The sequence below is a fragment of the Actinacidiphila glaucinigra genome (genome assembly GCF_900188405.1).
Taxonomy (GTDB): Bacteria; Actinomycetota; Actinomycetes; order Streptomycetales; family Streptomycetaceae; genus Actinacidiphila; species Actinacidiphila glaucinigra.
Genome location: NZ_FZOF01000002.1, coordinates 360,011 through 374,598, shown reverse-complemented (window position 1 = coordinate 374,598; position 14,588 = coordinate 360,011). Strand labels below are relative to the sequence as shown.

General features: G+C 72.2%; 12 protein-coding genes. 7 read left to right on the top strand and 5 right to left on the bottom strand.

The features are described from left to right. The first annotated feature begins 579 nt into the window (after positions 1 to 579). The 4 genes from CHF15_RS05660 (at position 580) to CHF15_RS05645 (ending at position 6,707) form a co-directional block, all read left to right on the top strand. Positions 580 to 3,735 carry a sacsin N-terminal ATP-binding-like domain-containing protein gene (locus CHF15_RS05660; RefSeq protein ID WP_089222706.1) on the top strand — a complete coding sequence of 1,052 codons (3,156 nt, stop codon included), beginning with the start codon at positions 580 to 582 and terminating at the stop codon, positions 3,733 to 3,735. A gap of 154 nt (positions 3,736 to 3,889) precedes the next feature. Next, a complete protein-coding gene (locus tag CHF15_RS05655) occupies positions 3,890 to 4,735 on the top strand; it encodes a DUF5707 domain-containing protein (RefSeq protein ID WP_089222486.1) in 846 nt (281 codons plus the stop codon). Positions 4,736 to 4,934: 199 nt separating this feature from the next. Further along, positions 4,935 to 5,771: a calcium-binding protein gene (locus CHF15_RS05650; RefSeq protein ID WP_089222485.1), complete on the top strand. Its 837-nt coding sequence runs from the start codon at positions 4,935 to 4,937 to the stop codon at positions 5,769 to 5,771. Positions 5,772 to 5,951: 180 nt separating this feature from the next. Beyond that, complete coding sequence (locus CHF15_RS05645; RefSeq protein WP_089222484.1) at positions 5,952 to 6,707, top strand: hypothetical protein; 756 nt, start codon at positions 5,952 to 5,954, stop codon at positions 6,705 to 6,707. A gap of 30 nt (positions 6,708 to 6,737) precedes the next feature. Here the strand turns inward: CHF15_RS05645 and CHF15_RS05640 are convergent, their stop codons facing one another. Continuing rightward, on the bottom strand, positions 6,738 to 9,161 hold the full coding sequence (locus CHF15_RS05640; protein WP_089222483.1) for an HAD-IC family P-type ATPase: 2,424 nt from the start codon (positions 9,159 to 9,161) through the stop codon (positions 6,738 to 6,740). A gap of 190 nt (positions 9,162 to 9,351) precedes the next feature. Next, positions 9,352 to 9,636, bottom strand: coding sequence for a DUF2530 domain-containing protein (locus CHF15_RS05635; protein WP_089222482.1), 285 nt, complete (start codon positions 9,634 to 9,636; stop codon positions 9,352 to 9,354). Between the two features lie 143 nt (positions 9,637 to 9,779). On the opposite strand from CHF15_RS05635, the gene CHF15_RS05630 reads away from it, so the two are divergent. Beyond that, the gene (locus CHF15_RS05630; protein WP_089222481.1) at positions 9,780 to 11,240 is read left to right on the top strand and encodes an NCS2 family permease; all 1,461 of its coding nucleotides are present in this window, start codon (positions 9,780 to 9,782) and stop codon (positions 11,238 to 11,240) included. On the opposite strand, the gene CHF15_RS05625 is transcribed toward CHF15_RS05630, so the two are convergent. Then, positions 11,210 to 11,419 (bottom strand): hypothetical protein, encoded by a 210-nt coding sequence (locus tag CHF15_RS05625; RefSeq protein ID WP_018560012.1) that lies wholly within the window; start codon positions 11,417 to 11,419, stop codon positions 11,210 to 11,212. The two genes, CHF15_RS05630 and CHF15_RS05625, sit on opposite strands and share 31 nt — an antisense overlap. A 143-nt stretch (positions 11,420 to 11,562) precedes the next feature. Between CHF15_RS05625 and CHF15_RS05620 the strand changes: the two genes are divergently transcribed. Continuing rightward, on the top strand, positions 11,563 to 12,018 hold the full coding sequence (locus tag CHF15_RS05620; RefSeq protein WP_018560011.1) for a MarR family winged helix-turn-helix transcriptional regulator: 456 nt from the start codon (positions 11,563 to 11,565) through the stop codon (positions 12,016 to 12,018). Positions 12,019 to 12,036: 18 nt separating this feature from the next. After that, positions 12,037 to 13,503: an MFS transporter gene (locus CHF15_RS05615; RefSeq protein WP_375816388.1), complete on the top strand. Its 1,467-nt coding sequence runs from the start codon at positions 12,037 to 12,039 to the stop codon at positions 13,501 to 13,503. Positions 13,504 to 13,536: 33 nt separating this feature from the next. Here CHF15_RS05615 and CHF15_RS05610 read toward each other — a convergent pair whose 3' ends face one another. Next, positions 13,537 to 13,923 (bottom strand): hypothetical protein, encoded by a 387-nt coding sequence (locus CHF15_RS05610; RefSeq protein WP_245938677.1) that lies wholly within the window; start codon positions 13,921 to 13,923, stop codon positions 13,537 to 13,539. 152 nt (positions 13,924 to 14,075) lie between these two features. Next, entirely contained in the window at positions 14,076 to 14,483 is a 408-nt protein-coding gene (locus CHF15_RS05605) for a winged helix-turn-helix transcriptional regulator (RefSeq protein ID WP_089222479.1), read from the bottom strand. Between the last annotated feature and the right edge of the window lie 105 nt (positions 14,484 to 14,588).

Genomic DNA, 14,588 nt, shown 5'->3' with positions numbered 1-14,588 from the left:
TGGCGGTCGGCCCGTGCGGGCGCTTTTCGCTCCGCGTGGACCGCTGTGGTGCCGTTGAGGGCATTGGCCCCGGCAGGGCTTCGCGCTGCTGCCGGGTGCTGTGTGGCTGGGTCCGATGTCCGGGCCGGCACCGTCGGCCCGTGTGGGCTGCGTGCGTGCGCGGGCTGGGTCCGGGGGGCGGTCGGGGCGCTTCGCCGCTTCGTGCGGACCGTCGGTCGGCCGTGGCTTGGCTGCGGCTGACGGCTGCGGTGCGGGTGCGCGGGTTGGCCCTTGCCTGGACCGCTCCGGCTGTGGGCTGGGTGGCATGTGCGCGGGGCTCGGCCGCCGCTGACGGTGCCGCGCGGCGTGGGGGTCTCGTCGGCCCGTGCGGGCTGCGTCCATGCGCGGCCTGGGGCCGCCTCACCGCTTCGTGCGGATCCTTGGCTGCGCTGAGCGGCATCAGCCGGCCGACGGCTGCCGTGCGGGCCGGGGCGGGGTGCCGCAGGCGCGGGACGACCGGGCGGGGGCGCACGCGGTAGCGTCACTCGCACAGGGCATGCGACAGCGCGTGAGGGAGAAGACGACGTGAGCGGGACCGCGATGGACCGGGGCGCAGATCCGTTCGGGACCGCACGGCTGCGGCGGGCCGTGCTGGACGCGTGGGCCGCGTCGCCCGCCCGGTTCCGGGAGGACGCCAACGCGGAGGAGGACCTCGCGCTCGGCGGCTACCGCGACCGCCTCGTCGTCGAACTGGCCCAGAACGCCGCCGACGCGGCGACCCGCGCGGGGGTGACCGGCCGACTGCGGCTGACCCTGCGCGAGGGGGTGCTCGCGGCCGCGAACACCGGGGCGCACCTGGACGCCGTGGGCGTGGAGTCCCTGTCGACGCTGCGTGCCAGCGCCAAGCGCGAGGACGGCGACCTGGCCGTCGGCCGCTTCGGCGTCGGCTTCTCCGCCGTGCTCGCGGTCAGCGACGAGCCCGCCATCCTCAGCCGCAGCGGCGGCGTCCGCTGGTCGCTGGCCGAGGCCCGCGACCTCGCGCGGGAGACCGGCGGGCGCTCCTCCGGGCTCGCCGACGAACTGCGCCGCCGGGACGGCCACGTACCGCTGCTGCGGCTGCCGCTGCCCGCGGAGGGCACCGCCCCGGACGGCTACGACACGTGCGTCGTGCTGCCGCTGCGCGACGGCGCCGCCGCGGACCTCGCGGCGCATCTGCTCGCCGCGATCGACGACGCGCTGCTGCTGTCCCTGCCCGGCCTGGCCGAGGTGGTAGTGGAGACGCCGGAGGGCGTCCGTACGCTGACCCGGCATCAGGAGGACGGGCTGACCGTCGTCGTGGACAGCGTCAACGGCACCACCCGCTGGCGCACCGTGAGCGAGGCGGGTCCGCTGGAGGCGGCGCTGCTGGCCGACCGCCCGGTCGAGGAGCGGCTGCGGCCGGTGTGGTCGGTGACCTGGGCCGTCCCGGTGGGCCAGGACGGCGCGCCCGAGCGGCCGCGGACGGCGCCCTTCGTGCACGCCCCGACGCCGACGGACGAGCCGCTGGGGCTGCCCGCGCTGCTCATCGCCTCGCTGCCGCTGGACCCGAGCCGGCGCCACGCCGCGCCCGGCGCCCTCACCGGCTTCCTGGTCGCGCGGGCGGCCGAGCTGTACGTACGGCTGCTGGCGGACTGGCGGCCCGTCACCACGGGCATCGTGGACCTGGTCCCCGGACCGCTCGGCAAGGGCGAGCTGGACGCGGAACTGCGCCGCCACGTGCTGGAGCGGCTGCCGCGCACCGCCTTCCTGCCGCGCGCCGCCGACGTCCCGGGCACCGGCGAGGAGGACGAACTCCCGCCCGCACTGCGCCCGGTGGAGGCCGAGGTCGTCGAGGGCACCGGCGCGGAGACCGTCGGCGTGCTGGCGGAGGTCTTCCCGACGCTGCTGCCCCCCGGACTGGAACGCCGCCCCGAGCTGCGCGTCCTCGGGGTGGCCCGGCTGCCGCTGGGCGACGCGATCGACCGGCTCGCCGGGGTGGAGCGGCCAGCGGCCTGGTGGCACCGCCTGTACGACTCGCTGGCCGGTACCGACCCGGACCGGCTGAGCGGGCTCCCCGTGCCGCTGGCCGACCGCCGCACGGTCGTCGGACCGCGCCAGGTGCTGCTGCCGCTGCCCGAGATGGACAGCGTCTACGCCGAGGGGGCCGCCCCGGTCAGCACCGGGCTGCCCGCCGCCTCGGAGCTGGCCCGGCTGGGCCTGAAGGTGGCCGACCCGGAGGCCGCGCACCCGCTGCTGGAGAAGCTCGGCGCCACCCCGGCGACCCCGCGCGCCGTCCTCACCACCCCGCAGGTGCGCGCGGCGGTGGCCGCGTCCCTGGACGCCGACGAGGCCTGGGACGAGGACGCGCCCGCGCTGGACGCGGAGGAGCTGGCCGAGGTCGTCCTGGGCCTGGTCCGCGCCGCGAACCTCGCCCCCGGCGACGAGCCGTGGCTGGCCGCCCTCGCCCTCACCGACGACGAGGGCGAACTCGCCCCGGCCGGTGAACTGGTGCTGCCGGGCAGCGCCTTCGAACAGGTCATCCGGGAGGGGGAACTCGGCTCCGTCGACGAGGACCTGGCCGCCCGCTGGGGCGAGCAGCCGCTGACCGCGGTGGGCGTCCTCGCCACCTTCGCCCTGGTCAGGGCCACCGACGTGGTGCTCGACCCGGACGAGCTGGAGCCCCGCGAGGGCGACTGGGCCGAGCCGGACGACGCCGGGCTGCTCGACGCGGTCGACGTCTGGTGCGAGGACGTCCTCGACCAGCTGCCGGACACCGACGTGCCGCCGGTCGCCACCGAGATCGTCGCCGTGCGCGACCTCGACCTCGTCGACGACGACGCGTGGCCGCAGGCGCTGGCCATGCTCTCCGTGCCGCCGCTGCGCGACGCGGTCACCCAGCCGGTGCGGGTCCTGCTGCCGGACGGCCGCACGGAGTCCGTGCGGCCCTACACCGCATGGTGGCTGCGCGACCACCCGGTCCTCGACGGCCGCCGCCCGGTCGGCCTGCGTGCCGCCGGCGGGGACCCGCTGCTCGCCGGGCTGTACGAGGACGCCGAGGCCGGCGCCGTGGACGACCAGGTGCTGCGTGCCCTGGGCGTGCGCACGTCCGCCGCGGCCCTGCTGGACGAGCCGGGCGGCGGCGCCGAACTGCTCGCCCGCCTCGCGGACCCGGAATCCGCCGTCACCCCGGCCCAGTTGCACCGGCTCTACTCCGAGCTGGCCACCCTCGAGCCCGAGCAGGTCACCCTCCCCGAGGAGCTGCGGGCCGTCGTCGACGGGCGCGAGCCGCGGGTGGTCGACGCCGGGGACGCCCTCGTCGCGGACGCGCCCGACCTGCTCCCGCTCACCGCGGGCCTGCCGCTGCTCCCGGTGCCGCCGCTCCGCGCCGCGGCGCTGGCGGAGCTGTTCCAGGTGCGCCGGCTCAGCGAGGCCTTCGACGCCCCGGTCGTCTCGGAGGGGGAGCCGCACGACGTCGCGGACGCGGTCCGCGAGCTGCTGCCGGGCGCCCCCGTGTCGTATGTCGAGCACGAGGAACTGCTGGTCAGGGCCCCCGACGGCAGCACCGTCGAGCTCGACTGGCGGTGGAGCGACGGCACCCTGCACGCCGCCACGCTGGAGGGCGTCGCCGCCGGCCTGGCGTGGGCGGCCGGCGCCTGGCAGCGCCGCTTCGAGGTGGCCGCGCTCCTGGAGGACCCGACCCGCACGGAGGAACTGGCCCGCGACCGCTGGTTCGACTGAGGCGGCGGGGACCGGAGTGTCCCTCGTCACACCGGGACGTGTGGAGAAAAGGTGTTCATGGAACAGCGGTTCGCGCGTATGTTCTCTCTCACCATTTGAGACGCCGCGTCAGGGGGAGTACGACGGGCGTCGCTTCTTCTGGGGGTTCTCACGTATGCGTATTCGCGCCACTGTGGCGGCCGTTTCCGGTGCCCTGGCCCTCGCCTCGCTGGCCGTCCCGGCCGCGCAGGCCTCCGGCAAGCCGGGCACCGCCGACCTGCGGACCTTCGCCGCCAAGGCGGCGGCGGACGAGGTCGTGGGTGATACCCGGATCACCAAGGTCGTCGTCAACGGCGGCAACGAGATCGTCCTCGGGACGACCGCCACGAAGACCGTCACCCTCGCGGTGACCGCCACCGACCCGTCCGGCATCGAGGACGTGTTCGCCGTCCTCTGGCACGGCACCGACCTGGAGTCCCCCGAGGGCGTGGACGGCGGAGTGGTGCAGAACGAGGACCGGGCCAAGTGCACCGTCTCCTCCACCGCCCCCGCGGTCTCGACCTGCAAGCTGACCTTCACGTTCGACCCGGCGGCCGACCTCTACAAGAACGAGCTGGCCGGCACCTGGAAGGTGGCCGTCGGCGCCCTCGCCAAGGACGAGGACGGGGTCGTCAAGGAGGCCGTCACCACCACGAAGGTCAAGCGCAACGCCAAGCTCACGGTCAACGCCACGCCGGAGCCGGTGAAGAAGGGCAAGACCATCACCGTCACGGGCAAGCTGACCCGTGCCAACTGGGACGACAACCTGTACCACGGCTACACGAGCCAGTCGGTGCAGCTGCAGTTCCGCAAGAAGGGCACCAGCACCTACAAGACGGTCAAGACCGTCAAGTCCAGCAGCACCGGTGCCCTGAAGACGACCGTCAAGGCGTCCACCGACGGTTACTGGCGCTACAACTTCGTCGGCACCTCGACGACGGGCAAGGTCGTCACCGCGGCCGACTTCGTCGACGTGAAGTAACCCCGCCGGCAGTACCCCGTGGCGCCGGGTCCCCTCAGCGGGGCCCGGCGCCTCGCGTGCGTGTCCGCCGTCACACCGGGACTTGTGGAGAAAAGGTGTCCACGGAACGGCAGTTCGCACGTACGCTCCCTCTCACCATTCGAGACGCCGCGTCGGGGGGAGTTCGACGGGCGTCGCTTCCAAGTGGGGATTCTCAAGCATGCGTATTCGCGCCACTGTGGCCGCCGTTACCGGCGCCCTGGCACTGGCCGCCCTCGCGGTCCCGTCCGCGCAGGCGGATGGCAAGGCGGGTCTCCTCGACCGCGCGCCGCACTCCAAGAAGATGGCGGCCGCGGCGGAGGACGTCGTCGAGCCCACGATCTCCAAGGTCGTGATCAGCGGCGGCTCCGACATCGTCATCGGAACGTCCGGCAAGAAGACCGTCACCCTCACGGTGACGGCGAGCAGCCCGGCCGGCATCCAGGACGGCTGGGCCGCCCTGTGGCACGGGCCCGACCTGGAGAACTACGACCAGGTGTTCGCCCCCGCGGCGGACCACGGCACGTGCACCGTCTCCGCCGCCGATCCCACGGTCTCGACCTGCAAGGTCACCGTCTCCATCGACGTGAAGCGCTACCTCTGGAACGACCTCGCGGGCGGCTGGAAGGTCTACGCCGACGCCCTCGGCAAGGACGGCGGCTTCACCTCGGCCGACGCCTACACCACGGCGCGGTTCAAGCGGTACGCCAAGCTCACGGTCAACGCCACGCCGGAGCCGGTGAAGAAGGGCAAGACCATCACCGTCACGGGCAAGCTGACCCGTGCCAACTGGGACGACAACCTGTACCACGGCTACACGAGCCAGTCGGTGCAGCTGCAGTTCCGCAAGAAGGGCACCAGCACCTACAAGACGGTCAAGACCGTCAAGTCCAGCAGCACCGGTGCCCTGAAGACGACCGTCAAGGCGTCCACCGACGGTTACTGGCGCTACAACTTCGTCGGCACCTCGACGACGGGCAAGGTCGTCAGCACGGCCGACTTCGTCGACGTGAAGTAACCCGCACCGCTGCACCCACCGGGCGCCGGGTCTCCTCAGCGGGGGCCCGGCGTCTCGCGTTTCCGGCACCCACGTTTGACCACGTCTTGAACCGCTCATTCCCTGGTGATCTATAGGCTTCGACCGCCATTTCGGCTTTCACCTGGGGATTCTCCCCTCGTTCCACTTCAGTGGGGACACATGCGCATACGTACCGCCGCGATCGTGCTGGGCACGGCCGCGGCTCTTTCGGCCCTCGTCGTACCGTCCGCGAACGCGGACGAGGCCCAGGGCGACACGGCCATCACCAAGGTCGTCGTCAACGGCGGCAAGCCGATCATCGTCGGCACGGCCGACAAGACGTTCTCGTACACCATCAGCGGCAGCGACAGCAGCGGCCTCGCCTACGGCGGCGCCTTCCTGTGGCGCGGCACCAGCCTGGACGCGCCGAGCGGCGTCACCGGCTTCGGCGAGACGGAGACCTGCTCCGCCACCGCGTGCACCGTCACCGCCAAGGTCAGCCCCAAGCTCGACGAGCTGCCCAGCTCCCAGGCCGGCACCTGGAACGTCCTCGCCGAGCTGGACGGCAAGGACGGGGACATCCGGGAACTCGACAAGGCGACCACGATCAAGGTGCTGCGCGGCTCGCACCTGACCGTGAACGCCACGCCGGAGCCGGTGAAGAAGGGCAAGACCATCACCGTCACGGGCAAGTTGACCCGTGCCAACTGGGCGACGTCCAAGTACGCCGGCTACACGAGCCAGTCGGTGCAGCTGCAGTTCCGCAAGAAGAGCGCGACCACCTACACCACGGTCAAGACCATCAAGTCCGCCAGCACCGGCGCCCTGAAGACCACCGTCACCGCCTCGGTGGACGGCTACTGGCGCTTCGCCTTCGGGACCAACGCCACCACCGGCGGCACCGCGGCCACGGCCGACTACGTCGACGTGCAGTAGCACCCGCCGCACCCCGGGCGCCGGGTCCCCTCAGCGGGGGCCCGGCGCTTCGTGCTCCCGCGGCGGGGCGTCGTCGTCCATGCCGCGGACGCGGCGCCAGACCAGCTCCAGCAGGACCGAGGCGGCCGCCGCCACGGCGACCGCCGTCCAGGGGCCCCGGGTGCCGACCAGGCGGAGGGCGAAGAACTCCTGCAGCCACGGGGTGACCAGGACGACCAGGAAACCCGCGCCCATGGCGAGGACCAGGCCGATCCGCCACCAGGTGTAGGGGCGCGCGACGAGCGCCAGCACCCACATCGCGACGAGGAAGAGGGTCAGCGTCGCGGCGCTGGTCTCCGCCTCCAGCGCGCCGGCGCCGCGGTAGTGGTGGCGGGCGAGGATGTACGTCACGAAGGTGGCGACCCCCGCGATCACCCCGGCGGGCAGGGAGTAGCGCATGACCCGCCGCACGAAGTGCGGCTGGGCCCTCTCCTTGTTGGGGGCCAGGGCGAGGAAGAAGGCGGGCACGCCGATGGTCAGCGTGGACAGCAGCGTCAGGTGCCGGGGGAGGAACGGGTACGGCGCGTGCCAGATGATGACCAGCAGGGCGAGCAGCACCGAGTAGACGGTCTTGGTGAGGAAGAGCGTCGCGACGCGCGTGATGTTGCCGATGACGCGGCGGCCCTCGGCCACGACCGACGGGAGCGCCGAGAAGCTGTTGTCGAGCAGCACGATCTGCGCGACCGCCCGGGTCGCCTCGGAGCCGGAGCCCATGGCGACGCCGATGTCGGCGTCCTTGAGGGCGAGTACGTCGTTGACGCCGTCACCCGTCATCGCCACGTTGTGGCCGCCGGACTGGAGCGCGCCCACCATCTCCCGCTTCTGCTGCGGGGTGACCCGCCCGAAGACCGTGCCCCGGTCGAGTTCGGCCGCCATCCGCGCGCGCTCGGCCGGCAGCCCGCGGGCGTCGACCGTCCGCTCGGCGCCCGGCAGCCCCAGTTTGCCGGCGACGGCGCCGACGGAGACCGCGTTGTCGCCGGAGATGACCTTGGCGTGCACGTCCTGCTCGGCGAAGTAGCGCAGGGTGTCGGCGGCGTCGGGGCGGAGCCGCTGCTCCAGGACGACCAGCGCGGCCGGGGCGGCCGAGGCGCCCACCGCCGGGTCGCCCAGCTCCTTCCCCGCGCGGGCGAGCAGCAGCACCCGCAGCCCCTGGGCGTTGAGGCCGTCGACCTCGCCGAGCGCCCGGTCGCCGGAGGGTAGGAGCACATCGGGGGCGCCGAGCAGCCAGGTGCTGCGTTCCCCGCCCGGTTCGGTGAAGGCGGCGCCGCTGTACTTGCGGGCGGAGGAGAAGGGCAGCGCGTCCGTGACGTGCCAGCCGTCGTCCGGGGCGGGGAAGGCGGCGGCCACGGCGGCCAGCGTGGGGTTCGGGCGGGGGTCGGCGGAGCTGACCGCGCCGAGCACCTGCCGTACGTAGGGCTCCGCGACGCCGTCCAGCATCCGCAGCTCGGCGACGTCCATCCCGCCCTCGGTGAGGGTGCCGGTCTTGTCCAGGCACACCACGTCCACCCGGGCCAGCCCCTCGATCGCGGGCAGCTCCTGGACCAGGCACTGCTTGCGGCCCAGCCGGACCACGCCGATCGCGAAGGCCACCGAGGTGAGCAGGACGAGTCCCTCGGGCACCATCGGCACGATCCCGCCGACCATGCGGCGGACCGCCTCGCGCCAGTCGTTGTCCTCCAGGACGAGCTGGCTGACGATCAGGCCGATCGCGGTGGGGACCATCATCCACGTCACGTACTTGAGGATCTGGCTGATGCCGCTGCGCAGTTCGGAGTGGACGAGGGTGAAGCGGCTCGCCTCCTCGGCGAGTTGCGCGGCGTAGGCCTCCCGCCCGACCTTGGTCGCGGTGAAGGCCCCGCCGCCCGCGACGACGAAGCTGCCGGACATCACGGGGTCGCCGGGGCGCTTGACGACGGGGTCGGCCTCGCCGGTGAGCAGTGACTCGTCGACCTCCAGGCTGTCGGCCTCGGTCACCTCGCCGTCGACCACCACCTTGTCGCCCGGCCCGAGTTCGATGAGGTCGCCGAGGACGATCGCGGAGGTGGAGACCCGGGTGGCGACCCCGTCCCGGCGGACGGTGGGTTTCGCCTCCCCGATCACGGCGAGCCCGTCCAGCGTCTTCTTGGCGCGCCACTCCTGGAAGATGCCGATGCCGGTGTTGGCGATGATGACGAAGCCGAACAGGCCGTCCTGGATCGGGCCGACCACCAGGATGATCAGGAAGAGCACCCCGATGATCGCGTTGAAGCGGGTGAAGACGTTCGAGCGCACGATCTCGGCCAGCGAGCGGGAGGAGCGCACCGGGACGTCGTTGATCTCGCCCCGCGCGACCCGCTCCGCCACCTCGGCGGCGGTCAGCCCGCCGGGCGTCGCCGGCCGTGTCCCGGCCGCCTCCCGCTGCGTGCGCTCCGTCATGGGTTCGACGGTACGTGGGGGGCGGCGCCCACGGCGCGGCGAGCGTCCGCTCTCGGGGACATCTCCGGGACGCCGTACGACCGGGGGCGTAGCCGCCCGGGGAAGGGCCCGTACGTGCGGGCCCGGAGCCGTTGCCGGGTGCGGAGCCGGGTGCGGAGCCGGGTGCGGAGCCGGACGCGCGGGCTCCGGCTCAGTCCTGTCCGGCGTCCTCCGCGGCGCGGGCCCGCGCTATGGCGTCCCGGCGGGCGCGCACGTACCAGAGGCCGACGAGCCCGAGGCCGCCGCCGGCCAGGCAGGTCCAGATCCACCAGGTGTGGCCGTGGTCGGAGTACCAGCCGTAGAAGGGGAGCTGGACGAGGAAGAGCGCGAACCAGACGACCGTCCCGACGGTGACGGTCGCGACGTCGTTCGCCTCCAGTGGCGCCGGTGCCTCACGCAAGCCGGTCGTCCCCTTGCCGGGGCTGCTGCTGCTCATACCGCACAGCGTACCCAGTGCCCCAGAAGGGTCTACGCGCGGAGATAGCGTTCGAGACGCTCATATGTTCATACTGAAACAGTCCGAGACTGGCCGGTTTCAGTCGTAGGAACATCCAAAGATCCTCCCACGCAAGGACCCGCATGTCCCCGTCGACCACCGCCAAGGTCGTGCCCAGTTCCCCGACCCCGCCCCCGGCGGCCGCCCACGGCGCGCTCGACCGGTTCTTCAGGATCACCGAGCGGGGGTCCTCGATCCCCCGGGAGATCCGCGGTGGTCTGGCCACCTTCTTCGCGATGGCCTACATCATCGTCCTGAACCCGATCATCCTCAGCTCGGGTGTGGACAAGTACGGCCACCACCTCGACGGCGGCCAGCTGGTCACCGCCACCGTCGTGACCGCCGCCTTCACCACCCTGCTGATGGGCGTCATCGGCAACGTGCCGATCGCGCTCGCCGCGGGTCTCGGCGTGAACAGCATCGTCGCGCTCCAGCTCGCCCCCAAGATGAGCTGGCCGGACGCGATGGGCATGGTGGTCCTCGCCGGTCTCGCGATCATGGTGCTGGTCGCCACGGGCCTGCGGGAGCGGGTGATGAGCGCGGTGCCGCTCGGTCTGCGCAAGGCGATCGCGATCGGCATCGGCCTGTTCATCGTGCTGATCGGCCTGGTCGACTCCGGCTTCGTGACCCGCATCCCGGACGCCGCGCACACCACCGTCCCGCTGCAGCTGGGCGCGGGCGGCCATCTGACCGGCTGGCCGGTGCTGATCTTCATCCTCGGTGTGCTGCTGACCCTCGGACTGATGATCCGCAAGGTGCCGGGCGCCATCCTGATCAGCATCGTCGCGATGACGCTCCTCGCGCTCGTCGTGGACGCGGTGGCGGACGTCCAAGGGGCCGCGTGGGGCCTCACCGTCCCGCAGTGGCCCGGCAACCCGGTCGCGAGCCCCGACTTCGGGCTGATCGGCAAGGTGAGCCTGTTCGGGGGCTTCCGGGAGGTCGGTGTGCTCACCGGCATCCTGTTCGTCTTCACGGTGCTGCTGAGCTGCTTCTTCGACGCGATGGGCACCATCCTCGGCGTCAGCGACGAGGCGCACCTGCTGGACTCCAAGGGCGACCTGCCCGGGATGAGCCGGGTCCTGATGGTCGACGGTGTCGCGACCGCAGCGGGCGGCTTCGCCTCCTGCTCGGCCAACACCTGCTACGCGGAGTCCACCGCCGGAGCCGGCGAGGGGGCCCGCACCGGCCTGGCCTCGATCGCCACCGGGCTGCTCTTCGTCGTCGCCCTGTTCTTCGCGCCGCTGGCCACGATGGTCCCGGCGCAGGCGGCCACTCCCGCACTGGTCGCGGTGGGCTTCCTGATCATGGCGGGCAGCGTCCGGGAGATCGACTGGAGCGACCACACGATCGCCGTCCCGGCGTTCCTGACCATGCTGCTCATGCCGTTCACCTACTCGATCACCAACGGCATCGGCATCGGGTTCATCACCTTCTGCGTGCTGCGGCTGGTGGCGGGGCGTGGCCGTGAGGTGCCGCCCGCGCTCTACGCGGTGTCGGCGGTCTTCGCCTTCTACTACCTGATGCCGGCGCTGGGGCTGACGTAACCGGCCGTGTAGAACTGCTCGGTCTCGTCGACCGAGGCCTTGAGCCGCTCGTCGAAGTCATCGCGGATGAGCGTCCGGACGATGTAGTCCTGGACGCTCATCCCGCGTTTCGCGGCGTGAGCCTGGAGACGGTCCAGCAGGTCCCCGTCTATGCGCATGCTGAGCACTCTCGAAGCCATGGCCCAAGGGTCCGGCGGGCCCCTCGGAGCATGCGTCGTTTTCGGGGCGGAACTCACCCGGATGGGTGACTTCCTTGACGAATGTGTTTGGACGCGGCATCGCTCCGGCAATTTTTATTTAGCGTAAGTAATGAGCTAGTCTAATGAACGTGACCGAACTGTCCGAGGACGACCGCACAGCGGTGAACACGCTGCGCGGTGCCGTGATGCGGCTCTCCCGCCGACTGCGCCACCAGCGGGTCGACGAGTCGCTGAGCCCGACCGAGATGTCCGTGCTGGGCACCCTCGCGCGCTGCGGGTCCGCCACCCCCGGGGAGCTGGCCCGCAAGGAGCACGTACAGCCGCCGTCCATGACGCGGATCGTCGCCATGCTCGAGTCCAAGGGACTGGTGCACCGGGACCCGCATCCGGACGACCGGCGCCAGGTCGTCGTCCGGCAGACCGAGCAGGCGGAGACGATGCTCGAGGAGAGCCGGGCCCGGCGCAACGCGTTCCTGGCCGAGCTCATGGCCACCCTCTCGGAGGAGGAACGCGCCGTGCTCAGGGAGGCGGCGCCCGTCCTGGAGAAGCTCGCTCACGCCGACGCAAGGAACCGATGAAGAGGAGGCGAGACCGGATTGAGTTCGGCAGCCGCATCAGAAGCCGCACCCGAACCGAACATCCCTGAGCGGACGGAGCCGGCCGGCACCGCCGACCCGGCCGACCTGCCCACCGCGGCGGGCGCCGACGCCGCCGCGGGGGCCGCCGGAACCCCGGGAACGCCCGTGGCTCCCGGTGCCGGACGCCCCGCCGCGCCGCCCGCGCCCGGCGGCATGTTCAGCTCGCTCCGCAACCGCAACTACCGGCTCTTCGCCGGCGGCGCGATCGTCTCCAACACCGGCACCTGGATGTCCCGCATCGCGCAGGACTGGCTGGTGCTGAGCCTCACGGGCTCCTCCTTCGCCGTCGGCATCACGACCGCGCTGCAGTTCCTCCCCATGCTCCTCTTCGGGCTCTACGGCGGCGTCATCGCCGACCGCTACCCCAAGCGCCGCATCCTGGTGGCCACCCAGGCCCTCATGGGTCTGCTGGGCCTCGGCCTCGCCGCGCTGACCCTCAGCGGCGCCGTGCAGGTCTGGCACGTGTACGCCATGGCCTTCGCCGTCGGCATGGTCACCGTCGTGGACAACCCGGCCCGCCAGGCCTTCGTCGTCGAGATGGTCGGCCCGGCCGACGTCCGCAACGCGGTCTCGCTGAACTCCGCCAACTTCCAGAGCGCCCGCCTCGTCGGCCCCGCCGTCGCGGGCGCCCTGATCACCGCGGTCGGCAGCGGCTGGGCGTTCCTCTTCAACGGCCTGTCCTTCCTGGCGCCGCTCGCCGGGCTGCTGCTCATGCGTAGTTCCCAGCTGTACGAGGTGCCCACCGCGCCGCGCGGCAAGGGCCAGCTGCGCGAGGGGCTGCGCTACGTCGCCGGGCGGCCCGAGCTGATCTGGCCCATCGTCCTGGTCGGCTTCATCGGCACCTTCGCGTACAACTTCCCGATCTGGCTCACCGCCTTCGCCGACGACGTCTTCCACGGCGACGCCGGCATGTACGGCCTGTTCAACTCGCTCCTCGCGGTCGGCTCCGTGGTCGGCGCGCTGCTGGCGGCGCGGCGCGGAAGCAGCCGGCTGCGGCTGCTGGTCGGCGCGGCGCTGGGGTTCGGCCTGCTGGAGGTCGTGGCGGCGCTGGCGCCGACGTACTGGATCTTCCTGGTGCTCATGCTGCCGATCGGCATCTTCGGGCTGACCTTCAACACCACCGCCAACGCCAGCGTGCAGCTGGCCACCGACCCCGCCATGCGGGGCCGCGTCATGAGCCTGTTCATGATGGTCTTCGTGGGCGGCACACCGCTGGGCGGACCGCTCGTCGGCTGGATCACCGACGTCTTCGGGGCCAGGACCGGCTTCCTGGCCGGCGGCCTGGTCGCCGCCGCGGCGGCGGCCTGCGTCGGACTCGTCCTGGCGCGGCTGGGCGGGCTGCGGCTCAAGATCGACCTGCACCGCGGCAAGGACCACAAACTGATCGAGTTCGTCCCGCGGGAGTCGGAGTCGGTGGCCGCCTGAGCGCGGCCCCGGCCCGGGCGCCCGCCCGGGCGGTCAGGCGACGGCGAGGCGGCGCTGGTTGCGGAACTGCCGCATCAGCTCGGCCCACACCAGCATGCCGGTGACCGGGGCGGTGGCCGCGAAGAGCATGTGGACGTAGTCCTCGCCCAGGCTCGACGAGGCCCACAGGCTCCAGGCCAGCGCACCCGCCACGCCCACGGCGGTCAGGAACCAGGAGGGCAGCTCGCGGCGGTCGTCGACGATCGCCGCGGCCGTGCCCAGGCCGCCGCCGATGACCAGGCCCATGACCAGCACCGCGCGGGTCCAGTCCGGTGCCCCGATGACCTCCTGCAGCACGGGTTTGGCGTGCAGCTGGCGGTAGGTGATCAGCAGGCTGGAGACATAGACGGTCACCAGCGTCACCAGGCTGAGCGCTCTCACGATCCGACCGAGCGTGCCCCGCTCTCCACCGGGCATGATGTTCCCCCCATTGCCGTAACTCAGCCGAAATGGCCGATTATGGCTCAACAGAATGCCGGAAAACGGATGAACGGCACAGGGGATCGGTGAAACCGGGGCGGCCCCGGGCCGCCTCAGGACGTGCCCGCTCCGGCGTCGTAGCGCTCGCGGGCCTCGACGACCTCCTCGATGTGCTCCTCCGCCCAGTCCTTCACGGCGGAGAACAGCACGGCCAGGCTCTCGCCCAGCGGCGTCAGCGCGTAGTCCACCCGTACGGGCACGGACGGCGTGACGGTCCGCTCGACCAGTCCGTCCCGCTCCAGGGTGCGCAGCGTCTGCGTGAGCATCTTCTGGCTGACGCCCGCGATGCGGCGGCCCAGGTCGCTGTAACGCTGCGGGCCGTCCTTGAGGGCGGCCATGAGCAGGCCGGCCCACTTGTCGCTGATCCGGATGAGCAACTGGTTCGTCGGGCAGCCCTTCATGAACGCGTTGTAGGCCGCGCGAGCCTCCTCGCGCCGTTCGGACGCGGTGACCGTCGCCATGGGGCTCTCCTCCGGACTCCTGGGTTCGGTACGCACTTCCAGGTGCGTACTTACCCGGAGAGAGTAGCTCTCCCTAGGTTTGTGATGACGGCGGGACCAGTCGTC

Excerpts from the sequence above, each read along its gene's own strand:
- CHF15_RS05660 (WP_089222706.1), top strand. The coding sequence starts at position 580 with ATGGACCGGGGCGCAGATCCGTTCGGGACCGCACGGCTGCGGCGGGCC.
- CHF15_RS05655 (WP_089222486.1), top strand. The coding sequence starts at position 3,890 with ATGCGTATTCGCGCCACTGTGGCGGCCGTTTCCGGTGCCCTGGCCCTC.
- CHF15_RS05650 (WP_089222485.1), top strand. The coding sequence starts at position 4,935 with ATGCGTATTCGCGCCACTGTGGCCGCCGTTACCGGCGCCCTGGCACTG.
- CHF15_RS05645 (WP_089222484.1), top strand. The coding sequence starts at position 5,952 with ATGCGCATACGTACCGCCGCGATCGTGCTGGGCACGGCCGCGGCTCTT.
- CHF15_RS05640 (WP_089222483.1), bottom strand. The coding sequence starts at position 9,161 with ATGACGGAGCGCACGCAGCGGGAGGCGGCCGGGACACGGCCGGCGACG.
- CHF15_RS05635 (WP_089222482.1), bottom strand. The coding sequence starts at position 9,636 with ATGAGCAGCAGCAGCCCCGGCAAGGGGACGACCGGCTTGCGTGAGGCA.
- CHF15_RS05630 (WP_089222481.1), top strand. The coding sequence starts at position 9,780 with ATGTCCCCGTCGACCACCGCCAAGGTCGTGCCCAGTTCCCCGACCCCG.
- CHF15_RS05625 (WP_018560012.1), bottom strand. The coding sequence starts at position 11,419 with ATGGCTTCGAGAGTGCTCAGCATGCGCATAGACGGGGACCTGCTGGAC.
- CHF15_RS05620 (WP_018560011.1), top strand. The coding sequence starts at position 11,563 with ATGAACGTGACCGAACTGTCCGAGGACGACCGCACAGCGGTGAACACG.
- CHF15_RS05605 (WP_089222479.1), bottom strand. The coding sequence starts at position 14,483 with ATGGCGACGGTCACCGCGTCCGAACGGCGCGAGGAGGCTCGCGCGGCC.